The organism is Enterobacter sp. 6722112 (assembly GCF_058661685.1).
Genome location: NZ_JBZWGR010000007.1, coordinates 911,297 through 935,787, shown reverse-complemented (window position 1 = coordinate 935,787; position 24,491 = coordinate 911,297). Strand labels below are relative to the sequence as shown.

Below are 24,491 nucleotides of genomic sequence, written 5' to 3'. Positions count from 1 at the left end.
TCCTTAGTCGTAGTCGACGCGTAAATAGCCGCGAGAGGTAAAACGCCCCTCGGCAGGTTTTTTACCGGTTACGCTGACGGGCCACGCGCGGATCCCCACCTGCGCCTGAGCGCTGTCGTCCAGACGGAACGGGATTTTGCTGGTCAGGTTGTTGGGCGTCAGCGGCACGCCATTACTGTTGGCAATCACAAAACCCACATCCGCGTTATCGGAAACCAGCGCACTGCCTGAAACCTTCTCCGCTTCAACACGCATCGTGAGCATGGCGTTCGCCTCGACGTTGGTGCATTTGATGCCGATGGTTTTGCTTTGCGCTGAGATCCCCTCCGGCTTATTCCCGATGCCTGCTTTACTGAACAGGGAGGCGCCGATGTCGCCGAAATCGAACTCCACCACATTCCCGGCATTAATTTCACAGCTCTGAGGTACCTGAATAGTCCCGCTGTAGCTGATGGTATAAACCGGCGTGGTGAGCGGATCCGAGGAGGTCGTGGTGACGTAAACCCGGAACATGGTCGCCCGGGGGATCACCACCATATTGATAAAGCGTCGGGTCACTTTAAGCCGGAAGACGAAGCTGGAATCCTGTACGCCAAACGGTTTGTTTTTAGACACATTCGGGTGGCTCCCCATCTGAATGTAGCTTTTGGGCGGATAAAACGTGCCAGCGTAGCTGTCGGTGATTTTCATCGCCCCGTCCAGATAGTCGTTTAGCTTCAGATACTGGTAGCCATCGCTGGTGCCCGTAACAGGGAAATCGGTAACATAGCTGCGCTTGGTGGTGTTCCCGGACGTTCCCTTAGGGCAGACGGCGTTGACGCCCACCCACTGGGACTTCTCGCTGAGCGTGACAATCTGCCCCACCTGGTTATTGGAGCTGTTAAATTTATCCGTCAGGTCGTAATACACCTCCGTCGGCACGCCATTTTCATTGACGCAGACCGTGGCGAAGGCCTCAGATAGCGGAAAAAACGCCAGCAGGGATAGCCCCAGATAATGGATTTTATTCACAGCGGATCCCCTTAAGTGTGATCGCCTGTTGCAGGCTTTGTTCTGGCAGGCTGTAGGGCGCACGACACTGGGACTGTTTCCCGTCTCCCCACTGAATCAGCAGTTCTCCGCTCAGCGGCAGCCCGCTCAGGTAAATCTGACCGTCATCTCCCACCATGCTGGTTACGCCGCTCTGCGTCTCACGCACCACCGCCCCAAACGGTACAGGCTGGTTATCACGCTTCACGGTGAGCAGCGCACGCACGCCGATGCGGGTGTCAAAACTGGCGCGCACCAGCGCACCGTTCGTCGGCACGACGCTGGAAACGTTATTTTCAATGTCGGTGTTGTTGCTCATGGTGTTGGTGTCGAGCGCCACGCGGTTGTAACGGTACACCGTGGCGTACGGCATCACCGCATAGCCACGCCAGTCTGTTTTGACGCCGGTCTGGTTTTCGACGCTCACGCCTGACGCGCCCGGCGCTTTGATCAAGACGTTGGTATCGCCCAGCGGCTGACTGAATGTGATGCCGTCTGAATGCCCTACCACGCCGCCGGAGAGCTGCCAGTTGAGGTCGTGCTGATCCCGGGCGTAGTTGTAGCCCACGCCCAGCGTGCCGTACGTCGCCTGCCAGTTAGCGCTGGCGCTGCCGCTGGCACCGTTATTGCTGGTGTGACCCTGCGTGACGCTGTAGTTCAGGTTACGATCCTGGAGCAGCGTTCCGCTGATCCCGGTCTGCCAGCTGGTATCACCGTCGCTGTTACGGCTGGCAGAGGCTGTGGCATAGGCCCGGTCGATCGCGTTATCGCGACGGTAGCCGTGACGGGTGAACAGGCTGAACGGGACGGAGACGTTGAACGAGGCGATCCGGTCGGTTCCGTCAATGCCGACGGCCTTGTTCCACGACCAGGATAAGGCGTAGCTGACCCCTTTCACCCCGCCCGCGTAGCCAAGCTGATACCAGACGTTGGATTCGCTGGTGCCCCAGTAACTCTGCTGGCTGCCCGACACGTACACCGAGCCGTAATCGCCGAGAGACTGGGAGATATTGAGCTGGAAACGCCCTTTTTTATTCAGCGTCAGGTTGTGATAGCTCTGCACGTCCGGCACGCCGTCATCGTCCTGATCGTCGCCATACTGGTAGCCTTCCATTGTGCGCCAGGCCACATCGTCGAGGGTGTAGAAGCCTTTGGTCGAGTAGCGATAGCCCAGCAGCTGGAAGTTGGTGCCGAATCCGTTAAGGGATTTTGCGTACAGGAACCGCAGGGACTGCCCTTCATGGCGGCTGTCATCGGCAAGCTGGCTGCGGGCATGGGTGAGATCAAGTGAAACCGCCCCCCAGTCACCGAGGTTTTTACCCGCGCCAATGGCGATGGCGGTATAGCGCGAGGCCAGCTGCGTTCCGCCGTACAGCGTGTAGCCGTCGGCAAGACCCGCAATCATCGTACCCTGAGTAAAGAACGGCGTGTCCTGCTCGCTGTTGCCGCTGCGATAGTCCCCTGCCACCAGATCGTATTTCCAGCGTCCTTTACGCTGGAGCAGCGGAACGGTGGAATACGGGACGGTGTAGCGCTGCTGGCTGCCGTCCTTCTCTTCCACCGTCACCTCCAGGTCACCGCTTGAGGAGGTCGGGTTAAGATCAGTTATCGCAAAAACCCCCGGCTGCACATAGCTCTGGTAAATCACGTATCCGTTCTGGCGGATCACCACTTTGGCAGGGGTGCGGGCGATTCCGCGCACGGTAGGCGCGTAACCTTGCAGGCTGTCCGGGTACATACTGTCGGACGAATAGAGGCGACCACCGCGAAAACCAACGCTGTCGAAGACATCGTTACCGGTGTTGCTGTCGCCAAGCACCAGCTCGCTTTTCAGCGGGATGATCGTACGCTGCGCCCAGGTACCAATATTTTGCCAGCGGCTGTGCCGCTGGCCGTTGCTTTCGGTATAACGCCACGCGCCGTTATTGCGTAATCGCCAGGCGCCATAGTTCAACCCGCTTTGCAGGTTCAGATAGTAGCTGTCGTCGTCGCTGCCCCGGTTGCCGGTAAAGCTGTAGTTCAGCAGCGCGGCGGGGATGCCTTCATCCCACTGTTCAGGTGGAATATACCCGCGGGCGCTGTTTTGCATCGCCACCTGAGGCAGGCTGACGTTCAGGCGCAACGAGGCGAAGTTGAACGCCGTTTCGCTGCCCGGAATAGCCGTGGTGAGCGGAACGCAGGTATCGCCCTGCACGTTGCTCAGTTCCGGGAAGGCGGCGATATTGACGCCAAAGCGATCGAGCATCGCGCGCGTAATGCACGGCGACAAACCGCCCGCGACCGGCGGCGTGTTGTCAGCTTGCTCAAACCGCACGTCCTGCGTGCCGATAAACTCATCGTTACGCCAGATATCGACGCGATAGACGCCCGGTGCCTGCTGGTGGCCTTTTTCAAAACGCGACAAATCCGCCACGTTCGCCGTGTCATCGGAGAGAAACGCCGGGTTAAAGTAGCTTTCGCCCCAGCCAGCGAGTGGCCAGAGCGTTGCCATCAGTGCCAGCGCAACCGGGCAGTAACGCCATTGAGTGTTCATCGCCCTGTCTCTGCTCACAGGCTGACGCTACGCGCCGGCGTAATGGCGCCATAGTCATTCACACTCTGCCAGGAGAGCGTGCCGCTCGCAGCGGCAGGCAGCACCTGCTGCGCCGAGCTTTTAGGAGCAACCATCAGGTTATCCAGCGTCTGACCGCCGAGCTTCAGATTGACCAGCGTGACGTAATACGGCGAGGCATTGCTCACCTTAAGATGGTTGCCGACGCGCTCAAAGCGCAGCTGTGAGAGCGCCTCTTCCGGCGGCATCGCCAGGTTAGCCGGGCGAACAAACAGCTTGATACGTGACAGAATAGCCAGTTGCAGGACGTTGTTGCCGTCCTGATGTTTTTTGCTGACGGAGGGAATCGCTTTGACGTTCATGTAAAAGAGTGATTCGCGATCGGCAGGCAGCGCCGGGCCTGCGTAGATAATGCGCAGGGTGTTTTCGCTGGCCGGCTCGCTGACAAACAGCGGCGGCGTGACGGCAAAGGTTTTTTCCTTTTGCCCGTTGGCATTTTCTATCCACGCGTTAATTAAATAGCGCTCTTGTTTATTGCTGTTGGTGATCGCCAGCGACGTTTGTTTGGCATCGGCCGGATAAATAACGCGCGTCGCGCCCAGCGCAATTCCGCCGGACGCATTCGCGCTGGCAGAAACCATCATCAAAATAAAAGATAAAAACAGTCCAGGTTTAATCAGGGTGTTCATCACAACCGTACCTTTAATAATTAGTTCGCAGGCGTCAGGGATAAATCAACGTAAACCAGACATTCGACTGAATAGTGCCTGGTACAAGGTGTTCGGAAATTGCCCGGTAGCGGGCGCTGAAATGAAATACCAGCTCGCGGGTGTCAATGGGTAACCAGCTCACCGCCGTCGCGTTCGGGATGATCTGACGTTGCTGTTCGTCAAAAAGCGCCAGCCCGACACCACTGCTGACCGCATTTTCCCCCGGCCGCGATGTCGCCAGGAAAACCTGCGGGTCTTCTGCCGGTGTCACTCCCTGGAACTGGATCCCCACGGTGCGGGAGACGTCCACGCTGCAATCCAGCAGACGTACGGTGAAAGGCACATTAACCGTGGAAAAGCTGCCGACGCCGGAAAAGGCGTTTGTGCGGTATTGCCCCATATCCACGCGCATATTCTGGCTGTCCGGGGCCACGGCGCAGCCGCCATTAACCAGCTCTCCCCTGAGGTGTACTTTGCCGCCGTCTATGACCACGGTATGTGCGTTTACCGCTGAGGCAATCGCAAGGGCACACAGCAGTATCCCAGTCCTTGTCATCCTTCGCTCCCGGTATAGGCGATCAAAAGACCTCTTCCCTGAGGCCAGCCACATCCCTGTACTCAGGCATTACTCGTATTTCATTACGAATGTTGCGTCCGCGTTTGCCTGGCCTGGCTCGGTGGTCGCCGCCGTGGCTTTATAGCGCGCGGTGAAGTTCAGGGTGTTAGTCCCTTCAATCAGGTTCTGCGCCGCAGAGAAGGTGGCGCCGTCCGGGGTCAGCGTGGAGGATTTGCTGTCGAGGATCTCAATACCCACGCCCTTCGCGGAGTTGTCGTTATTACCGGAGCTTACCGCCAGCAGCGTTTTGTCGGTGGCGTCGATCTGGCCGGTAAACGCGACAGCAGCGGTTTTCGCTACCGCAGGATCGCAGTCGTTCAGTTCGATGGTGAACGGAATATTGGAGGTGGTGTCACCTACTTTAGTGAATTTCGCGGTACGGTACTGGCCAAGATTAACCGTCTGCTCTGAAGAGTCAGTATTCACTGAGCACGCGGCATTCACTAATTCACCTTTAAAATGCACCGTACCACCGTTTACAGATACAGGCGTGGTAGTATCTTCTGCGTGAGCGGCACCCGCGACCAGGGCCAGAGTTGCAATAACAGTAGAAGCAATGTTGCTGAGTTTCATGTCTATTCCTTTAAAATGTAAATAACCCTTCCCGCGCATATTCGGGAATAAGAAATACGATCAATTAAAAAATTGAAGGCTTATTTCGGAGAGGACAAAGTAGCTCAGGAATTTATTTTGTAATATGTCAAAACGCTGCCATTTTGCCAGGTCACATCCTAATCACCTCTAAGAAATTGACCATGCCCTGAGAAGGGATTTTGCGGGACATCGATGAAATCTCGTAAAGGGTGACTGACAGCGGCGCTCGCTTCTGACAAAATACAGGCAATCCCTCCTTTCTAACGTTACAGACGGAATCTTCTCTCTGATGGCAGCAAAGATTATTGACGGTAAAACGATTGCGCAGCAGGTGCGCTCTGAGGTTGCGGAAAAAGTGAAGGCGCGTAAAGCCGCCGGATTTCGCGCCCCCGGGCTGGCCGTTGTGCTGGTTGGCAGCAACCCGGCTTCGCAAATTTATGTCGGCAGCAAACGCAAAGCGTGTGAAGAGGTGGGGTTCGTCTCCCGCTCTTACGATCTGCCGGAAACCACCAGCGAAGCGGAACTGCTGGAACTGATCGACACTCTGAATGCCGATAAAGAGATCGACGGCATCCTGGTTCAGCTGCCACTGCCTGCGGGCATTGACAACGTGAAGGTGCTGGAGCGCATCGCGCCAGACAAAGATGTTGACGGTTTCCATCCGTATAACGTAGGCCGACTGTGCCAGCGCGCGCCACGCCTGCGTCCGTGCACCCCGCGCGGCATCGTGACGCTGCTGGAGCGTTATAACATCGATACCTATGGCCTCAACGCCGTGGTGATTGGCGCCTCCAACATCGTGGGCCGCCCGATGAGCATGGAGCTGCTGCTGGCGGGCTGTACCACCACCGTTACCCACCGCTTTACTAAAAACCTGCGTCACCACGTCGAAAACGCCGATCTGCTGATCGTTGCGGTCGGCAAGCCGGGCTTTATTCCGGGCGAGTGGATCAAAGAGGGCGCAATCGTCGTGGACGTGGGTATTAACCGTCTGGAAAATGGCAAAGTGGTCGGCGACGTGGTGTATGAAGATGCCGCAGCGCGCGCATCCTATATTACTCCGGTCCCGGGCGGCGTAGGCCCGATGACGGTAGCAACACTGATTCAGAATACCTTGCAGGCGTGCGAGGAGTATCACGACGTAGAGGACGCGTAATCATGGCAACTTTTTCTTTAGGTAAACACCCGCACGTTGAGCTGTGCGATCTGTTGAAGCTGGAAGGCTGGAGCGAAAGCGGCGCGCAGGCGAAGATCGTCATCGCCGACGGGCAGGTAAAAGTAGACGGCTCGGTGGAAACCCGCAAGCGCTGCAAAATTGTCGCGGGTCAGACCGTGAGCTTCGCAGGACAGAGCGTGACCGTGACGGCCTGAGCTGTCTGATGCCCGGTGGCGCTGCGCTTACCGGGCCTACGTACTGTCTCCGTTTGTAGGCCGGGTAAGGCGAAGCCGCCACCCGGCAATTTCTCTCACAATCCCCTCACACCCATCACGGTTAATTATCGATCAACTTCAAATAATCACTATTCCCTCTGGCGAAATGTGAAAATTAAGTTGCGCGATTTTCAGACTTTCCCCACGATAAGTAGAACGTTCTACTAAAACGTTCTACTTACAATAACAGCGTGAAAAAAGCGCTACTCGGGGGAAATCAGCATGAGCCTGATATCAGGGTTTGTTAAATCGCTGTCTAAGTTATCGATGATTGGTCGCGCCTTAATGCTGCCAATTTCACTGCTTCCCGCTGCGGGCCTGCTGCTGGCCTTCGGCGATAAGTTCCATCTGCCGCTGATGATGAACGCCGGCGGGGTTATCTTTGATAACCTGCCGATGCTGTTCGCCATCGGCTCTGCCGTTGGACTGGCTTCGGAATCCGGCATTGCCGCACTCTCTGCGGCGGTCTCCGTGTTTGTCACCAACATCACCATCAGCACCGTGCTGAGCATCACGCCGGAAATGGCCTCTCAGGGCGGCAAATACGCCATGGTCGTTGGCATTCCGACGTTGCAGATGGGCGTCTTTGGCGGCCTGATCTGCGGTATTCTTGCGGCCTGGTGTTACAACCGCTTCCACACCATGCAGCTGCCGGAGTTCCTCGGCTTCTTCTCCGGCAAGCGCTTTGTGGCGATTGCGACGGCGTTTCTGTCGTTCCTGCTCGGCCTGCTGCTGCCGTACGTCTGGCAGCATATTCAGTCCGGGATCGACGCCCTGTCCGTGGTGGTGAACGGCGATAACCAGGCGGCCTCGACCTTTATCTTCGGGCTGGTGGAGCGCGCGTTGATCCCGCTCGGCCTGCACCATATCTGGTATCCCTCCTTCTGGTATTCGTTCGGGGATTACACTACCCAGGCGGGTCAGGTGATCCACGGTGACCAGACCATCTGGTTCAAGATGCTGGAAGAGGGAGTGAAATCCTTCAGCAGCGACACCTACCAGAACGCCGGGAAATTCATGCAGGGCGAGTTCCCGCTGATGCTGTTCGCACTGCCCGCGGCGTGTCTGGCGATGTACCACGAAGCGCACACGAAGAATAAGAAAATCGCGGCCGGTATTCTGTTCTCCGCTGCCCTCACCTGCTTCCTGACGGGCATCACCGAGCCGGTAGAGTTCACCTTTATCTTCGTGGCGCCGATCCTTTACGTCTTCAACGCCATCATGGCGGGCCTGGCGTACATGACCATGTACCTGCTGCATGCGCACATCGCCAAGTCGTTCTCGGCGGGCTTTATCGACTACCTGTCGTTCGGGATCCTGCCGTCGTTTAACGGCTATCAGACCAACTTCCTGAGCGCCATTATCATCGGCATTCCGATGGCATTGATCTACTACTTCACCTTCCGCTTCGTGATCCGTCGCTTCGACGTGAAAACGCCGGGCCGCACCGAAGTGACCGCCAGCGCGAATGACAAGTCCGATTCCGAACTTGCCACCGAAATCATCGGCCTGCTGGGCGGTGCGCAGAACATTGATTCCGTCGGCTCCTGCATCACGCGTCTGCGTCTGGAAGTGGCGAAGAGCGAAGCGGTGGACCGGGACGGGCTGAACGGGCTTGGCGCGCGCGGCGTGGTGTTCGTTGGCGATAACGGAATACAGGTGATTTTCGGGGCCAGAGCACAGTTTATCGCCCAGACCATGTCCACGATGATTGGCAAATAATAAGATGCCTGAAGGAGGCGTCTCCTGTACGCTGGGGGACGCCTCTTATCTGGCTGATAATCGGGAAATTTCAGGGAGCGGTTTTGAAGAAAGTCAGCATTATTGATGTCGCAAAGCATGCGGGCGTGTCGGTTTCTACCGTTTCGCTGGTGCTGCGCCAGAAAGGGAAGATCTCAGAGGCGACGATCGGGAAGGTCAATGCCGCCATCACAACGCTGGGCTATGTTCATAACGTCGCCGCTGCCAATCTTCGCGCCAACACCTCCAACTTAATCGGCCTGATCCTGCGCGACTTCAGCGACAGCTTTTCCATCAAGGTGATGGCGAGCATCGTTCAGGAGCTGGAGAAACAGGGTTATATGGTTTTTCTCGGTCAGCCGCTGAACGACGGCGAACATCTTGAGCGTACCCTGCTCTCATTTAAGCAGCAGGGCGTGGCGGGCGTCATCTACCTGGCGTCGGACACCCGCGCCGCCTCTCTTCCGGAACACATTCGTCACTGCCCGCTGCCGCTTGTGGCGGTTTCGCAGTCGTTGCTGGAAGAGAAATGCAACCTGGTGATGCGCGATAATCGCCAGGCGGCGAACCTGGCCGCGCGTTATCTTATCGAGCGCGGGCACCGTAACATCGCCTACATTGGCGGGCGCGACGGGTGCCGTATCCGCGAGCAGCGCCTGCTTGGTTTTCGCAGCGCGATGACGCAGAGCGGCCTGGTCTGGCGTGAGGAATATTCTCCCGCCTGCACCGATGACACGCAGGCGGCGGCCATGGCGACTCGTCAGCTGCTGGAGAAGAACAACACGATTACCGCCCTGCTCTGCCATTCACCGGACGCGATGATCGGTTCAATCTCAGGTATTCACCAGGTGGGGCGCACGGTGGGTAAAGACGTGTTTTTAACCCAGCAGGTGGCGCTGATTGGTTTTGAAGATATGCTCCACATTAATCTCACGTCGCCGTCACTGACTTACGTTTCGTCTGCCAGCGAAGAGACCGGCCGCCAGGCGGCAGGGCTGATGATCCGCAGGCTGAAAGAGCCGGATCTGCAAACGCAGCGCATTACCCTCTCCGGGCAGCTTATCGCGCGGGAATCGGCGTAAAATCAGAATTTAGCACAGGTTTGCTGCGGCGGATCTGCTGCTATATTCCCATGATTTGCCATGGATAAATGCAATGCCTACCATTATCACCCACGCTGCCGTACCTCTGTGTCTGGGCTTAGGGCTCGGAACTAAAGTCATCCCACCCCGCCTGCTGTTTGCCGGGATCGTCCTCGCCATGCTGCCCGATGCCGACGTACTGGCGTTTAAATTCGGTGTTGCCTACGGGAATATTTTCGGCCACCGCGGTTTCACTCATTCGCTACTGTTTGCCCTGGTGGTGCCGATACTCTGCGTGCTGGCAGGCCGACGTTGGTTCAGGGCCAGCCTGACGCGCTGCTGGCTGTTTTTAACCGTGTCATTGCTGTCGCACAGCCTGCTGGATTCAATAACGACAGGCGGGAAAGGCGTCGGCTGGCTGTGGCCATGGTCTGATGAACGCTTCTTTGCGCCGTGGCAGGTCATTAAGGTCGCGCCGTTTGCGCTGTCACGCTACACCACGCCGTACGGGCATCAGGTAATCATTTCAGAACTGCTGTGGGTGTGGCTGCCGGGAGTCGTGCTGATGGGGTTGCTGTGGTGGAGGCGGAGGTAAAAGAAAAGCCGGGTGGCGGCTACGCCTTACCCGGCCTACGGTCGTGATTTTGTAGGCCCGGTAAGCGTTAGCGCCACCGGGCGTTACGGACCTACTTACGACGCCAGGTGGTTCCCTGCGGGCCGTCTTCCAGAATAATGCCCATCTCGGTCAGACGGTTACGCGCCGCATCCGCCGCCGCCCAGTCTTTCGCCTGACGCGCTTCGAGACGTGCTTTGATCAGTGCTTCAATTTCCGCCACTTCACCGTCGTCCGCCTGCGCGCCGCTTTGCAGGAACAGGTCCGGCTCCTGCTCCAGCAGGCCGAGCACGGAAGAGAGCTTACGCAGATGAGACGCCAGCGCATTGGCCGCCGCCATATCTTCTGACTTCAGGCGGTTCACCTCACGCGCCATGTCGAACAGCACGGAGTAGGCTTCCGGGGTGTTGAAGTCGTCGTTCATGACCTCAACGAAGCGGGCCTCGAACGCCTCACCGCCTGCGGCCGGAACAGATTTATCGGTGCCGCGCAAGGCGGTATACAGACGCTCCAGCGCAGCGCGCGCCTGCTTCAGGTTCTCTTCGCTGTAGTTCAGCTGGCTGCGATAGTGGCCAGACATCAGGAAGTAGCGCACGGTTTCCGCGTCGTAATACTTCAGCACGTCGCGCACGGTGAAGAAGTTACCCAGCGATTTCGACATCTTCTCGCGGTCAACCATCACCATCCCGGAGTGCATCCAGTAGTTCACGTACTCGCCGCCGTGTGCACAGGTGGACTGCGCGATTTCGTTTTCATGGTGCGGGAACATCAGATCCGAACCGCCGCCATGGATGTCGAAATGGTTGCCCAGCTGCTTGCAGTTCATCGCGGAACATTCAATGTGCCAGCCCGGACGCCCTTCGCCCCACGGGGATGGCCAGCTCGGTTCGCCCGCTTTGGACATCTTCCACAGCACGAAGTCCATCGGATTACGCTTCACGTCAACCACGTCCACGCGCGCACCGGCCTGGAGCTGGTCCAGATCCTGGCGGGAAAGCGCACCGTAGGTTGGGTCCGTCGGCACCGAGAACATCACGTCGCCGTTGTCCGCCACATAGGCGTGACCGCGCTCGATCAGCTTTTGGGTGATATCAATGATTTCATGGATATGGTGGGTCGCACGCGGCTCGCTGTCCGGGCGCAGAATATTTAAGGCATCAAAATCCTTGTGCATTTCGGCGATCATGCGATCCACCAGCGCAACAAAGCTTTCGCCATTTTCATTAGCACGTTTAATGATTTTGTCGTCGATGTCGGTGATGTTGCGCACGTACTTCAGGTTATAGCCCAGGAAGCGCAGGTAGCGAGACACCACGTCAAACGCGACAAAGGTACGGCCATGGCCGATATGACAGAGATCATAAACCGTAATACCACACACGTACATGCCGACTTCCCCGGCATGGATAGGTTTAAATTCCTCTTTTTGGCGCGTCATTGTATTAAAGATTTTTAACATCGAAGATTCCATGTAAACACGTGTGTGGATTGTTTGTTCCTTATAATACCCATAATTCGGAGTACGGTCAGCACACAATGCAAGGTGATCGTGTCCTGTGGTTATGCTATAACAAGCCCCTATATGTGACCCGAGCACGGGTCGACGCACCACAATAACGGAACAGGATGCAAAAATGGTTACTTTCCACACTAATCATGGCGATATCGTAATCAAAACCTTTGATGACAAAGCGCCTGAAACAGTTAAAAACTTCCTGGACTACTGCCGCGAAGGTTTCTACAACAACACCATTTTCCACCGTGTGATCAACGGCTTTATGATCCAGGGCGGCGGTTTCGAGCCTGGCATGCGCCAGAAAGAGACGAAAGAAGCGATCAAAAACGAAGCGAACAACGGCCTGAAAAACACCCGTGGTACGCTGGCAATGGCCCGTACTCAGGCGCCACACTCTGCGACCGCACAGTTCTTCATCAACGTAGCGGACAACGACTTCCTGAACTTCTCTGGCGAAAGTCTGCAAGGCTGGGGCTACTGCGTATTCGCAGAAGTGGTTGAAGGAATGGACGTGGTCGACAAGATCAAAGCCGTTTCTACTGGCCGCAGCGGTATGCACCAGGACGTTCCTAAAGAAGACGTTGTGATCACAAGCGTGACCGTCAGCGAGTAATTCGTGGCGACACTCTTTATTGCGGATCTGCATCTGCAAACAGAAGAACCGGCGATAACCGCCGGTTTTCTGCGTTTTTTACGCGGTGAAGCGAAAAGCGCCGACGCGCTGTACATTCTGGGCGACCTGTTTGAGTCCTGGATAGGCGACGACGATCCGAACCCGCTGCACCGTGAGATAGCTGCGGCCATTAAAGTGCTGGTGGATTCCGGCGTCCCCTGCTATTTCATTCACGGCAACCGTGATTTCCTGATCGGCCAGCGCTACGCCCGCGAGAGCGGTATGACGCTGCTGCCGGAAGAGCAGGTGCTCAACCTCTATGGCCGCAATATTCTGATCATGCACGGCGACACGCTCTGCACTGACGATACCGGCTACCTGGCGTTTCGCGCCAAAGTTCACACCCCGTGGATCCAGAAAGTGTTCCTCGCCCTGCCGCTGTTTATCCGCAACCGCATCGCCGCCAGAATGCGCGCGGGCAGCAAGGCCGCCAACAGCAGCAAATCGATGACCATCATGGACGTCAATCCGCAGGCGGTGGTGAAGGTGATGGAGAAGCATCGCGTTCAGTGGCTGATCCACGGCCATACCCATCGTCCCGATGTGCATTCCCTTATCGCCAACGGCGAGCCCGCCCATCGCGTGGTTTTAGGCGCCTGGCACAGCGAAGGATCGATGGTCAAAGTTACGCCGGAAGGTGTCGAACTGATCGCCTTCCCGTTTTAACGCCTCCCCGTCTTTTCGCTCATTTCCCGACCACGCAACCGTTTTCCTTGCCGGTATTACATGCTATTCTCTGTGCCCTCGAAAGCAGTGTGTTCCGCACCACAGGAGTTTTAAGACGCATGTCTTCCCGCAATAATCCGGCGCGTGTCGCCATCGTGATGGGGTCCAAAAGCGACTGGGCTACCATGCAGTTCGCCGCCGAAATCTTTGAAATCCTGAATGTTCCGCACCACGTCGAAGTGGTTTCCGCGCACCGTACGCCGGATAAACTGTTCAGCTTCGCCGAAAGCGCCGAAGAGAACGGTTACGAGGTGATCATTGCCGGTGCGGGCGGCGCAGCACATCTGCCGGGCATGATTGCCGCCAAAACGCTGGTGCCGGTACTGGGTGTTCCCGTGCAAAGCGCCGCGTTAAGCGGGGTGGATAGCCTTTACTCTATCGTCCAGATGCCGCGCGGTATTCCTGTCGGTACCCTGGCGATTGGTAAAGCAGGTGCGGCAAATGCCGCCCTGCTGGCCGCGCAGATCCTGGCGACGCATGATAAAGAGTTGCATCAGCGTCTGGCGGAGTGGCGTAAAGCCCAGACCGATGAGGTGCTGGATAACCCGGATCCGCGGGGTGCAGCATGAAGCAGGTTTGCGTTCTTGGTAATGGTCAGCTTGGCCGGATGCTGCGTCAGGCCGGTGAGCCGCTGGGTATTGCCGTCTGGCCCGTCGGGCTGGATGCCGAGCCGGAAGCCGTGCCGTTCCATCAGAGCGTGATCACCGCCGAAATTGAACGCTGGCCGGAAACCGCCCTGACCCGCGAGCTGGCGCGCCATAACGCCTTTGTGAACCGCGACGTCTTTCCGATCATTGCCGACCGTCTCACGCAAAAACAGCTTTTCGACAAGCTCGGCCTCGCGACCGCGCCGTGGCAGCTGCTTTCCGATAAGCGCGAGTGGGATGACGTCTTTGCGATGCTGGGAGACCTGGCGATTGTGAAGCGTCGCGTCGGCGGCTACGACGGCCGCGGGCAGTGGCGCCTGCGCGCGAACGACACCGCCGAGCTGCCGGACGACTGCTACGGCGAGTGCATTGTTGAGCAGGGCATTAACTTTAGCGGTGAAGTGTCGCTGGTTGGCGCGCGCGGGCATGACGGGCACACCGTTTTTTACCCGCTAACGCATAACCTGCATCAGGACGGGATTCTGCGCACCAGCGTCGCCTTCCCGCACGCCAATGCTGACCAGCAGGCGCAGGCGGAAGAGATGCTCTCTGCCATTATGCATGAGCTGGGCTATGTGGGCGTGATGGCGATGGAGTGTTTCGTCACGCCGTCGGGTCTGCTGATCAACGAACTTGCGCCGCGCGTGCACAACAGCGGCCACTGGACGCAAAACGGCGCCTCCATCAGCCAGTTCGAGCTGCACCTGCGCGCCATCACCGATCTGCCGCTGCCGCAGCCGGTGGTGACCAGCCCGTCGGTGATGATCAACCTGATCGGCACCGATCTGAACTACAACTGGCTGAAGCTGCCGCTGGTGCACCTGCACTGGTACGACAAAGAGGTGCGTCCGGGGCGTAAGGTCGGCCATCTGAACCTGAACGATACCGACACGGACCGTCTGAGCGCCACGCTGGAAGCGATTGTTCCCCTGCTGCCGCCAGAATATGCGAGCGGTATTGTCTGGGCGCAGTCAAAACTGAAGTAAGTATCCCTCGCCGGGGAGTTGACCTTCCCCTTCCCCGGCGTACAATCCCCGCCCATTGCTGCTCAGTTTTCTTCTGGAACCACCATGAACGATGGAACGGACTATCGCGCGATCCTCGCGTCCGATACCCCTTTAATCGACGTTCGCGCGCCGATCGAATTTGCCCAGGGTGCGATGCCCGCCGCACTCAACCTGCCCTTAATGAACGACGACGAGCGTGCCGCCGTCGGCACCTGCTATAAACGCCAGGGTCCGGACGCCGCGCTGGCGCTCGGCCATAGCCTGGTCAACGGCGAGACGCGCGAGGCGCGCATCAGCGCCTGGCGGGAAGCCAGCCTTGCCCATCCTGAGGGCTACCTTTGCTGCGCGCGCGGTGGCCAGCGCTCACACATCTCCCAGGCCTGGCTGAAAGAGGCGGGCATCGACTACCCGCTGATCCGCGGCGGCTATAAGGCCCTGCGTCAGACGGCGATTCAGGTGACCATTGAGCAGTCACAAAAGCCGATGGTGCTTATCGGCGGCTGTACCGGTAACGGTAAAACGCTGCTGGTTAAGAAGCATGCGCAGGGCATCGATCTGGAAGGGCTGGCGCACCATCGCGGCTCGTCGTTTGGCCGCACGCTCACCCCGCAGCTTTCTCAGGCGAGCTTCGAGAATCACCTTGCGGTTGAGCTATTGAAAAAAGACGCCGCGCGCTGGGTGCTTGAAGACGAGGGCCGGATGATTGGCTCTAACCACCTGCCGGAGTGCCTGCGCGACCGCATGGCTGAAGCGCCTGTCGTAGTGGTCGAGGATCCGTTTGAGATCCGTCTTGAGCGCCTGCGCGAAGAGTATTTCGTCCACATGTGGGCCGACTTTTCTGCCGCCTACGGTGAAGAGGCGGGCTGGAAAGCGTACAGCGAATATCTGCATCACGGCCTGTACGCCATTCGTCGCCGTCTGGGGCTGCAACGCTTTGCGGAATTTACCGCCCTGCTGGATGCCGCGCTTGTCGAGCAACAGCGTACTGGCAGCACTGACGCGCACTTCAGCTGGCTTGTGCCGTTGCTGAAGGACTATTACGACCCGATGTACGGCTATCAGCTGGAGAAAAAGGCGGAGAAGATTGTGTATCGCGGGACGTACGAAGAAATTGCTGAGTGGCTCGATCGCTGAAAAAAGCCGGGTGGCGGCTACGCCTTACCCGACCTACGCGTACTTTTGTAGCCCCGGTAAGCGCAGCGCCACCGGGGAACAAACCACTTAGAAGTCGTAACGCAGACGCACCAGGTTCATATCGCCCAGGTTGTCGGTGCTGGAGGTGAACACGTGTTCGTAATCCACGCGGAAACCGTAATCCAGCTGGAAGCTGATACCCACACCGTTGTCGATGCGCTGGTAGTTACGGCCATTCACGTACTCAATACGGTCGCCCATGAAGTACGGCTGGATGGATTTCACCGCATACTGACCAACCGGGAACTTGTAACCCGCAAAGTATTCAATACCCCATGCATCACCGGCGAAGTAGTCGTTAACGGACACTTTTTTGGTGGTCAGGAAGTTCTGATACCAGCCGCCGCCTGCGGAGAAGGTCCAGTTATCCGGCGTCCAGCTCAGGGCGGTACCAAGGATGTTCTGGTCGTAGGATTTGCTGTCGCCGTTGTCCGGGTTACGCATGTCCGCGCGGGTGTAGTTCCACGCTGCGCCCCAGGTCAGATCGGTAGTCAGGTGATAATCGATACCCAGTGAACCGCCGCCTTTACGTTTGTAACGCAGGCCGTTGCCCGGCAGGTATTCGCTGTCTTCAAACAGGTAAGAGGCGTAGATGTCAGCATCGCCCACGGTTTTCTTGTACTTCAGCATCTGGCGTGAACGGTAAGAGCCGTCATAGTCGCCGTTGATCCCGTTACCTGGCGCCTGACCAATCATGTCGTAGTCCCAGATATCGGTTTTTGCGCCCACTACGTCATAGTACACGCTGTTCTGCTGGCCGAAGGTCAGCGTACCCCAGGTGTCGCTCTTCAGACCGGTGTAGAGCATACGACGAGAGGTGTCGTGCGCGCCGTCGGCGTAGTGATGATCCCAGTTGAACTGCGCCGGAATGTTCACACCCAGCTCGTAGTAGCTGATCCAGCTGATGTCATCGAACAGGTAGTAATCCGCAGCGAAACGGAAGCGGGTGCCGCCGTCAAAGCCGTTGCGCTTGTAGCTGTTTTTGCCGTCATCACCGGTCATATTCTGGAACTGAGGACGAATACTGCCGCCAACGGTGAAGTTCAGGCGGCTCAGCGGGTTACCCGCCTGCGGATCCTGTTTCAGAAGGGTGATTTCCGCCTGAGATGCGAAAGAAGCCAATGCCACTGCTGCGCCGATCGTTGTCGCCAGCGCTGTTTTTCTTATAGTCATTCTTTTTCCTTGATAGACACGCTGCTAAATATTTAGCTGGTGAATATTAACCGGAAAAATTCGGGCTGTGTGGGCGGGTTTTTAATGTTTTGTGCTACTAAATGCAGGGGCATTAACGATTTGTGCCGTTAAGCGATGACGAACCAGCAGAAATGCCGGTGCGTCATCATCACATCAGTAAACTAGCTGACAAACTGGCGGAATAGCGCTTTACCTTTCAACAGCCGGGTTCCGAGCCAGCCGCCGCACAGGGACAGCAGCACGGCGCCGCAGACGGGCAGCGTGAGCCACAGCCGCCAGTCGGGCTCCCACGGGAAGTCGAAGACTTTGCTCTGGAGTACCGCCAGCGCGGTTTCCGCCCCGATGGCCGCCACCAGGCCCGCCACCAGACCGAGCAGGGCAAATTCGCTCCACAGCGTGGCGCGCAGCAGCCGTTTACTTGCTCCCAGCGTGCGGTAGACCACCAGCTCCTGATGACGCTGACGCATGCCCACCTGCACCTGCGCCAGCAGCAACAGCACACCGCAGACGGTCACCAGCACTACCATCACCTCCAGCGCGCGGCTCACCTGCTCCAGCACCTGCCCGACCTGTTTGAGGAGCGCGCCGATATCCAGCAGGCTCACCGTCGGAAATTCCCGGTTAAGCTGCGTCAGCATGCCGTTGCCGTTTTCCCAGCGGAAGCTGGTGAGCCAGCTCTGGGGCTGTCCGTCCAGCGCACCCGGCGGGAAGATGAAGAAGAAGTTTGGTCGCAGGCTTTCCCAGTCCACCTTACGCAGGCTGGTAACTTTGGCGGTGAAATCCTGGGTATCACCGGTGAAGGTCACGCTGTCGCCGAGGTTCACGTTCAGCCGTGTTGCCAGCCCCTCCTCCATCGACACTTCCCCCGCTTTCGGCGGCCAGGTGCCGGCAACGATCGGGTTATGGTCCGGACGTTTCGCCTGCCAGGTCAGGTTGAGTTCGCGATTGAGCGATTCATCCTTATTTCCCTCCGTCGACTGGCCGTTGATCTGCGTCAGGCGGGCGCGCACGATCGGATAGAACGATTCCGGAATAATGTGATGCTCAGACAGGAAACCCTTCAGCGGCGTCACCTGTTCGGGAGCAATGTTGATCAGGAAATAGTTCGGGCTTTCCGGCGGAAGCTGTTGCTGCCAGCGATCCAGCAGATCCCCGCGCAGCACCAGCAGAAGCGCCAGCAGCATAAACGACAGCGAAAATGCCGAGAGCTGGCTGAGGGTAGACCACGGCTGGTGCAGCAGTCGGTTAACCGCTAACCGTATGGGGAGTGATTTAACTGTCAGCTTTCTCAGGACATTAAGCAGTATCCAGCCCACTACGCCGCACAGCAGCGCCAGCACCACCGCGCCCGCCAGCACCGCCCACAGCAACGTACTGCCGCCCATCAGCCAGGCCAACAGCCCGACCGCCACCGCAATAATCACCGGCAGGTAGAACTTCAGCGGCCAGAGGCTGGCCACCACATCGCGGCGCAGCACGCGCAGCGGCTGGGTGGCGAGCAGCAGCCGGTACGGGCGTAACCCTACCAGCAGGGAGATCGTCGTCATCGCGCCGATGGCCCACAGCCACGGCCAGAGGCTGGCAGGCGGTAATGCGGCGGGGAGTACCGGTTTGAGCAGCACCATCAGCAGCTTTTCAAACAGCAGCCCTATCGCCCCGCCGGTCAGAGCCGACAACGCCAGCACCATCAGCCACTGGCCGACAATCAGCTTGCGCAGCTGCGCGCGGCCCGCGCCGAGGGTTTTGAGGATCGCCGCCAGATCGTAACGGCTGCGGCAGTAGTGCCCCATCGCCACGGCAACCGCCGCAATGGCAAGCAGCAGAGTTAACAGCGCCGACAGCAGCAGGAACTGCTGGGAACGTTCGAGGGATTTGCCGAGCGCCCCGTCATCCTGCTCCAGCCCGTACCAGCGGTGTTCCGGCTTGAGCTGCGGCAGGAGCCATTTTTCGTACGCCTCCAGCTGCGCAGGCGTCCCGCCAAACTTATACCGCCAGGTGACACGGCTTCCCGGCTGGACGGCGTTGGTTTTCGCCACATCAGCGCTGTTCATCAGCAGGCGCGGCGCAAGCTGGAACGGATTAAATCCAGAGTCGGGCTCCTGCACCACTTCCCCGGCAATTTTGAGTGTCGCGTCGCCGACGTCGATACTGTCGCCGGGTTTCAGGTTCAGCAGCGCCATCAGTCGCGATGCCAGCAGGACCGTACCGGCCGTCGGTTTTAGCCCCGGCGGGCTGGTTTGTAAGTCACCGTACATCGGGTAGATGTCATCCACGGCTTTTACGCTTGCAAGCTGCGGCGTGTCGCCCGCAAAGGTCATAGTCTGAAAGGTGATCTGCTCCCCTACCTTCAGCCCCTCTTTGCGCGCTTCCTCAATCCAGCCCGGCGGCACGGGGCGAGAACTTTGCAGAGCCCGGTCCCCGGCCATAAATTCCCGACTCTGCTGGCTAAGCCCTTTCTCCATACGATCGCTGACGCTACCGAGCGCCAGCACGCAGGCCACCGCCAGGCTCAACGCCAGCCAGACAATCAGCAGCGAGGGCGAGCGCCACTCGCGCCAGAACCAGCGGGCAATCATGCTTCCTCCTGAAGAATACCGTTCACCAGCCGCAGGCGGCGGTCGCAGCGGGCGGCCAGCTGCGGATCGTGGGTAACCAGAATCAGCGTGGTGCCGTGCTCGCGGTTGAGGGAAAACAGCAGATCGGCAATTTTGTCCCCGGTTTTACGGTCGAGATTGCCCGTTGGCTCATCGGCAAACAGCACTTCAGGGCGCCCGTTAAACGCCCGGGCCAGCGCCACGCGCTGCTGCTCACCGCCGGAAAGCTGTGCCGGAAGGTGGTCGAGACGTTTTCCCAGCCCCAGCTGTTCCAGCAACGCCCTGGCGTGATCGCGGCTTTCACGGGTATTATCACCACGCAGCAGGCCGGGCAGCTCAACGTTTTCCAGCGCGTTCAGCGTCGGGATCAGCATGAATGACTGAAAGACAAACCCGATATGCCGGGCACGCAGCGCGGCGCGGGCCTCTTCATCAAGCGCGTGGAGGGGCTGGCCGACCAGGTTCACTTCCCCACTGCTGCCATCGTCCAGACCGGCGAGAATGGCCAGCAGCGTGGACTTACCGGAACCGGATTCACCAATCAGGGCGATGGTTTCGGCACGTTTGACAACGAGTTCAACTCCGGTGAGGATGGAAAGCTCGTGTTCTCCCTGACCGACGGACTTCTTAAGACGATGAACTTCAACAATGTTTTCCGCTGGCATTTGCCCTTCCTGTTTTTGATGCTGATGACCTTCCGCGCGGCGGCTGCGGACACGTTATTGATTCTGGGCGACAGCCTGAGTGCGGGCTATCGTATGGCCGCCAGTGCGGCCTGGCCCGCCCTGCTCAATGATAAATGGCAGTCCCGGGCGTCTGTCGTGAACGGCAGCATCAGCGGCGATACGTCGCAGCAAGGCTTATCGCGCCTGCCTGCCCTGCTTAAGCAGCATCAACCGCGTTGGGTGCTGGTTGAACTGGGCGGTAATGATGGTTTGCGCGGCTTCCAGCCTCAGCAAACGGAGCAAACGCTGCGGACCATTTTGCAGACCATTAAGGCCGCCAATGCCCAGCCGCTGCTGATGCAAATTCGCCTGCCCGCCAACTACGGCCGTCGGTATAATGAGGCGTTTAGCGCGATCTATCCTAAGCTTGCCAAAGAGTTTGATATTCCGCTGCTGCCATTTTTCATGGAAGAGGTCTATCTGAAACCCCAGTGGATGCAGGATGATGGCATTCACCCCAATCGCGATGCCCAGCCGTTCATTGCCGACTGGATGGCAACCCGGCTGGCTCCTTTAGTAAAACATGACTCGTCAAACAGCTGAGAACCTGACAGGTAAAGTTATGCAAAAATCGGTCTTAATAACAGGATGTTCCAGCGGAATTGGCCTTGAAAGCGCCCTTGAACTGAAACGTCAGGGGTTTTGGGTACTGGCAGCCTGCCGCAAACCCGAGGATGTCGAACGCATGCGAGGGCTGGGATTTACCGGCATTCTGCTGGATCTCGATTCGCCAGAGAGCGTAGAGCAGGCCGCCGATGAGGTTATCGCCCTGACCAACAACCGTCTTTACGGTCTCTTCAACAATGCGGGCTACGGCGTGTACGGCCCGCTACAGACTCTCTCACGGGAACAGCTGGAGCAGCAGTTCTCCGCAAACTTTTTCGGGGCGCATCAGCTTACCATGCGCCTTCTCCCCGCCATGCTGCCGCACGGCGAAGGGCGCATCGTGATGACCTCCTCGGTCATGGGCCTGATCTCCACGCCGGGCCGCGGGGCTTACGCCGCCAGCAAATATGCGCTTGAAGCCTGGTCCGATGCGTTGCGCATGGAGCTGCGCCACAGCGGTATTAAGGTCAGCCTGATTGAACCGGGCCCGATCCGCACCCGCTTTACGGAAAACGTTAACCAGACGCAGGCGGACAAACCGGTCGAAAACCCCGGCATCGCGGCGCGTTTTACGCTTGGGCCAGAAGCCGTCGTTGCCAAAGTGCGCCACGCGTTTGAGAGCGATACCCCTAAAATGCGCTATCCGGTCACGCTGGTAACCCATGCCGTCGGCTGGTTGAAACGCCTGCTGCCGGGGCGGATGATGGACAAAATTTTGCAGGGTTGAGTTGAAGCGACGACGCTTACCCCCATGTAAAGAGTAAACCGATAAAAGAGAATGCCGCATGTCCGTACAGAATATCGTCAACATAACTGAAGCTAACCTGCAACAGACGCTCGAACAGTCAATGACTAAACCGGTGCTGTTCTACTTCTGGTCTGAACGCAGCCAACACTGCCTGCAACTGACGCCGGTCCTGGAAAGCCTTGCCGCGCAGTACAACGGTCAGTTCATTCTGGCGAAGCTGGATTGTGACGCCGAACCAATGGTGGCTTCCCAGTTTGGCCTGCGCGCGATCCCAACCGTCTACCTGTTCCAGAACGGTCAGCCGGTGGATGGCTTCCAGGGGCCGCAGCCGGAAGAGGCGATCCGCGCCCTGCTGGATAAAGTTCTGCCGCGCGAAGAAGAGCTGAAAGCGCAGGAAGCCATGGCGCTGATGCAGGAAGGTAAGTACGACGAGGCGCTGCCGCTGTTAAAAGACGCGTGGCAGCTGTCGAACCAGAACAGCCAGATTGGTCTGCTGCTGGCAGAGACCCAGATTGCGCTGCACCGCCCTGAAGACGCGGAAGCCGTGCTGAAAACGGTGCCGATGCAGGATCAGGATACCCGTTATCAGGGTCTGGTGGCGCAGATTGACCTGCTGAAACAGGCGGCCGATACCCCTGAAATTCAGCAGCTTCAGCAGCAGGTTGCGGACAACCCGCAGGATGCCGCGCTGGCAAGCCAGCTGGCGCTTCAGCTTCATCAGGTGGGGCGTAACGAAGAGGCGCTGGAGCTGCTGTTTAGCCATCTTCAGAAGGACCTGGGCGCCGCAGACGGACAGGCGCGGAAGATGTTCCAGGAGATCCTGGCCGCGCTGGGTACCGGTGACGCGCTGGCGTCGAAATATCGTCGTCAGCTGTACGCGTTGCTCTACTAGCAAAAAAATGCCCGGTGGCGCTAACGCTTACCGGGCCTACAAAAGCCGATATTACCCCGTCTTTTTCAACTGCGTCACCACCAGCTGGTGGCGCGCGTTGTAAAACTTCCGATAGGTCAGGTAGCAGGCAATGATGGTGGACAGGCTCGCCGTAGAGAGCAGCATAAACGTCACCATAATCTGGTACTTAATCGCTTTTACCGGATCGATACCGGCAAAAATCAGCCCCGACATCATGCCCGGCAGGCTCACCAGACCCACCGTTTTGGCGGAATCCACCGTTGGGATCAGCGAAGAGCGAATGCTGTCGCGGATCAACCGCGCCGAGGCCACCTTCGGCGTCGCGCCCAGGCTTAGCTTCTCCTGAAGCTGCTGCTGTTCACTGCTGAACCGTTGCCCCAGATTGTTGTAGCACAACCCGACCGCCACCATCGCATTGCCCGCAATCATCCCGGAAATGGGGATCACCTGCATCGGCGTAAATTCTATCGAGCCGGAGAGTACCAGTACCGCCAGCGTTAACGCGGTCCCGGTAGTGATGGCGATCAACGACGAAATGAACGCTTTATCGATGTATTTACTGCGTTTCTGCGCGTTCCATGCCGCGTTAAAGCAGATAAACAGCACCATCAACAGGGTCAGCACGGCATGATTGACGTTGAAGATGTATTTCAGCACATAGCCGACGATGATGAGCTGAATGACCGCGCGGGCGATACTCCAAAGAATATCTTTTTCCAGCCCCAGCTTTTCCCGGTAGCTGACCACAATCGCCACCAGCACCAGGACCATCGACAGCGCCAGCGATTCGTTGGTTATGTTATGTTCACCCACGATGAGCCTCCTCCATTTTCCCGCCCTGCGGCCTGAGCGTGATGACATCATCCGCATGGGTAATTTCATTTGAATCATGCGTCACCCACAGCACGGCAATATTCTGCTCCCGGGCGTAGCGATGGATAATGTCATTGACGTTGCGCTTGTTAGCGTCATCCAGCGCGCTGGTGATTTCGTCCAGCAACAGCGCCTTCGGCAAGAATTGCAGGTTACGGATCAGCGAGACGCGCTGCTTTTCCCCTCCCGACAGTTCGGCGATCGATTTGGTCAGCGTCTCCGGCGAAAGCCCGAACCGGGTCAGATCGTCGGTAAACTTTTTCGGATCAGGCGTTTGGTTGCGGATGTGCCAGGGGAAAACCAGATTGTCGTACACCGTGTCGCCAAACAGGGACGGCGTTTGCACGCAGTATGACACCTGCTGGCGATAGCTTTCCGGTGAAAGCGTGGCGATATCTTTTCCTGCAAACAGGATGGTTCCCTCCGTTGGGCTCAGTAGCGAAGCCACAATTTTCAGGAGGGTGCTTTTGCCGCAGCCGGAGGGGCCAGTTATCAGTTTAAATTCGCCCGGAGAGAGACAAAAATCGACGTGCTGAAGGATGGTGTTATCACCCACACGAAAGCCAACATCCCTGATATCCAGAAGATTTTTTTTATTATTCATTCCGATTCCGTTAACCGCTGTAATAAGAACAGCCTTTAGCATAATCCTTTCCGCTACGCAGCGCGAATAGCCTTAACCTATAGCAAGTGTTAAACTTTTTGCTCG

General features: G+C 57.9%; 24 protein-coding genes. 13 read left to right on the top strand and 11 right to left on the bottom strand.

Annotation, left to right across the window (positions count from 1 at the left end):
• Positions 1-3: 3 nt before the first annotated feature.
• From fimH to fimA, 5 genes are all read right to left on the bottom strand, one after another.
• Positions 4-1,011 carry a type 1 fimbria D-mannose specific adhesin FimH gene (gene fimH / locus AC4OVU_RS05960; RefSeq protein WP_110292633.1) on the bottom strand — a complete coding sequence of 336 codons (1,008 nt, stop codon included), beginning with the start codon at positions 1,009-1,011 and terminating at the stop codon, positions 4-6.
• Positions 1,004-3,562 (bottom strand): fimbrial biogenesis usher protein, encoded by a 2,559-nt coding sequence (locus AC4OVU_RS05955; protein WP_110292632.1) that lies wholly within the window; start codon positions 3,560-3,562, stop codon positions 1,004-1,006. Before AC4OVU_RS05955 ends, fimH begins: the two co-directional genes overlap by 8 nt.
• A gap of 14 nt (positions 3,563-3,576) precedes the next feature.
• The gene (fimC, locus tag AC4OVU_RS05950) at positions 3,577-4,269 is read right to left on the bottom strand and encodes a type 1 fimbria chaperone FimC (RefSeq protein ID WP_017383236.1); all 693 of its coding nucleotides are present in this window, start codon (positions 4,267-4,269) and stop codon (positions 3,577-3,579) included.
• A 34-nt stretch (positions 4,270-4,303) separates the two neighbouring features.
• Complete coding sequence (gene fimI, locus AC4OVU_RS05945) at positions 4,304-4,846, bottom strand: type 1 fimbrial protein subunit FimI (protein ID WP_017383235.1); 543 nt, start codon at positions 4,844-4,846, stop codon at positions 4,304-4,306.
• 69 nt (positions 4,847-4,915) lie between these two features.
• Positions 4,916-5,479: a type 1 fimbrial major subunit FimA gene (gene fimA / locus AC4OVU_RS05940; RefSeq protein WP_015571223.1), complete on the bottom strand. Its 564-nt coding sequence runs from the start codon at positions 5,477-5,479 to the stop codon at positions 4,916-4,918.
• Between the two features lie 310 nt (positions 5,480-5,789).
• Here fimA and folD point away from each other — a divergent pair, with 310 nt between their 5' ends.
• The 5 genes from folD to AC4OVU_RS05915 all read left to right on the top strand — a co-directional run bounded on the left by folD (position 5,790) and on the right by AC4OVU_RS05915 (position 10,348).
• Positions 5,790-6,656, top strand: a complete 867-nt coding sequence (gene folD, locus AC4OVU_RS05935) for a bifunctional methylenetetrahydrofolate dehydrogenase/methenyltetrahydrofolate cyclohydrolase FolD (RefSeq protein ID WP_006809817.1) — start codon at positions 5,790-5,792, stop codon at positions 6,654-6,656.
• A 2-nt stretch (positions 6,657-6,658) separates the two neighbouring features.
• Complete coding sequence (gene ybcJ, locus AC4OVU_RS05930; protein ID WP_015571224.1) at positions 6,659-6,871, top strand: ribosome-associated protein YbcJ; 213 nt, start codon at positions 6,659-6,661, stop codon at positions 6,869-6,871.
• Between the two features lie 282 nt (positions 6,872-7,153).
• Positions 7,154-8,653, top strand: coding sequence for a PTS transporter subunit EIIC (locus AC4OVU_RS05925; RefSeq protein WP_003858916.1), 1,500 nt, complete (start codon positions 7,154-7,156; stop codon positions 8,651-8,653).
• An 83-nt stretch (positions 8,654-8,736) separates the two neighbouring features.
• Entirely contained in the window at positions 8,737-9,753 is a 1,017-nt protein-coding gene (gene malI, locus AC4OVU_RS05920) for a Mal regulon transcriptional regulator MalI (protein ID WP_017383234.1), read from the top strand.
• Between the two features lie 73 nt (positions 9,754-9,826).
• Entirely contained in the window at positions 9,827-10,348 is a 522-nt protein-coding gene (locus tag AC4OVU_RS05915) for a metal-dependent hydrolase (RefSeq protein WP_045334434.1), read from the top strand.
• Positions 10,349-10,439: 91 nt separating this feature from the next.
• Here the strand turns inward: AC4OVU_RS05915 and cysS are convergent, their stop codons facing one another.
• On the bottom strand, positions 10,440-11,825 hold the full coding sequence (gene cysS, locus AC4OVU_RS05910) for a cysteine--tRNA ligase (protein ID WP_017383232.1): 1,386 nt from the start codon (positions 11,823-11,825) through the stop codon (positions 10,440-10,442).
• Positions 11,826-12,000: 175 nt separating this feature from the next.
• On the opposite strand from cysS, the gene ppiB reads away from it, so the two are divergent.
• The 5 genes from ppiB (at position 12,001) to mnmH (ending at position 16,069) form a co-directional block, all read left to right on the top strand.
• Positions 12,001-12,495: a peptidylprolyl isomerase B gene (gene ppiB, locus AC4OVU_RS05905; protein WP_000256009.1), complete on the top strand. Its 495-nt coding sequence runs from the start codon at positions 12,001-12,003 to the stop codon at positions 12,493-12,495.
• Positions 12,496-12,498: 3 nt separating this feature from the next.
• Positions 12,499-13,221 carry a UDP-2,3-diacylglucosamine diphosphatase gene (lpxH, locus tag AC4OVU_RS05900; RefSeq protein WP_491928639.1) on the top strand — a complete coding sequence of 241 codons (723 nt, stop codon included), beginning with the start codon at positions 12,499-12,501 and terminating at the stop codon, positions 13,219-13,221.
• Positions 13,222-13,340: 119 nt separating this feature from the next.
• On the top strand, positions 13,341-13,850 hold the full coding sequence (gene purE, locus AC4OVU_RS05895) for a 5-(carboxyamino)imidazole ribonucleotide mutase (RefSeq protein WP_003858921.1): 510 nt from the start codon (positions 13,341-13,343) through the stop codon (positions 13,848-13,850).
• Positions 13,847-14,914, top strand: a complete 1,068-nt coding sequence (purK, locus tag AC4OVU_RS05890) for a 5-(carboxyamino)imidazole ribonucleotide synthase (protein ID WP_047734327.1) — start codon at positions 13,847-13,849, stop codon at positions 14,912-14,914. Before purE ends, purK begins: the two co-directional genes overlap by 4 nt.
• An 84-nt stretch (positions 14,915-14,998) precedes the next feature.
• A complete protein-coding gene (gene mnmH, locus AC4OVU_RS05885; RefSeq protein ID WP_110292631.1) occupies positions 14,999-16,069 on the top strand; it encodes a tRNA 2-selenouridine(34) synthase MnmH in 1,071 nt (356 codons plus the stop codon).
• Between the two features lie 87 nt (positions 16,070-16,156).
• Here the strand turns inward: mnmH and AC4OVU_RS05880 are convergent, their stop codons facing one another.
• From AC4OVU_RS05880 to ybbA, 3 genes are all read right to left on the bottom strand, one after another.
• On the bottom strand, positions 16,157-17,302 hold the full coding sequence (locus AC4OVU_RS05880; protein ID WP_017383228.1) for a porin: 1,146 nt from the start codon (positions 17,300-17,302) through the stop codon (positions 16,157-16,159).
• A gap of 182 nt (positions 17,303-17,484) precedes the next feature.
• Positions 17,485-19,899, bottom strand: coding sequence for a putative ABC transporter permease subunit YbbP (gene ybbP / locus AC4OVU_RS05875; RefSeq protein WP_110292630.1), 2,415 nt, complete (start codon positions 19,897-19,899; stop codon positions 17,485-17,487).
• Positions 19,896-20,582 carry a putative ABC transporter ATP-binding protein YbbA gene (ybbA, locus tag AC4OVU_RS05870; RefSeq protein ID WP_047057932.1) on the bottom strand — a complete coding sequence of 229 codons (687 nt, stop codon included), beginning with the start codon at positions 20,580-20,582 and terminating at the stop codon, positions 19,896-19,898. The genes ybbP and ybbA overlap by 4 nt, the downstream gene beginning before the upstream one ends.
• On the opposite strand from ybbA, the gene tesA reads away from it, so the two are divergent.
• The 3 genes from tesA to AC4OVU_RS05855 are packed head-to-tail and all read left to right on the top strand — an operon-like array spanning position 20,553 to position 22,888.
• On the top strand, positions 20,553-21,185 hold the full coding sequence (gene tesA / locus AC4OVU_RS05865; RefSeq protein WP_003858933.1) for a multifunctional acyl-CoA thioesterase I/protease I/lysophospholipase L1: 633 nt from the start codon (positions 20,553-20,555) through the stop codon (positions 21,183-21,185). The genes ybbA and tesA overlap by 30 nt on opposite strands.
• Positions 21,166-21,975 carry an SDR family oxidoreductase gene (locus AC4OVU_RS05860; RefSeq protein WP_006809829.1) on the top strand — a complete coding sequence of 270 codons (810 nt, stop codon included), beginning with the start codon at positions 21,166-21,168 and terminating at the stop codon, positions 21,973-21,975. Before tesA ends, AC4OVU_RS05860 begins: the two co-directional genes overlap by 20 nt.
• 58 nt (positions 21,976-22,033) lie before the next feature.
• A complete protein-coding gene (locus AC4OVU_RS05855) occupies positions 22,034-22,888 on the top strand; it encodes a co-chaperone YbbN (protein WP_003858935.1) in 855 nt (284 codons plus the stop codon).
• Between the two features lie 51 nt (positions 22,889-22,939).
• On the opposite strand, the gene fetB is transcribed toward AC4OVU_RS05855, so the two are convergent.
• Together fetB and fetA are read right to left on the bottom strand one after the other, a co-directional pair.
• A complete protein-coding gene (gene fetB / locus AC4OVU_RS05850; RefSeq protein WP_017383223.1) occupies positions 22,940-23,722 on the bottom strand; it encodes an iron efflux ABC transporter permease subunit FetB in 783 nt (260 codons plus the stop codon).
• Positions 23,715-24,386 carry an iron efflux ABC transporter ATP-binding subunit FetA gene (gene fetA / locus AC4OVU_RS05845; RefSeq protein ID WP_015571235.1) on the bottom strand — a complete coding sequence of 224 codons (672 nt, stop codon included), beginning with the start codon at positions 24,384-24,386 and terminating at the stop codon, positions 23,715-23,717. The genes fetB and fetA overlap by 8 nt, the downstream gene beginning before the upstream one ends.
• Positions 24,387-24,491: the final 105 nt, after the last annotated feature.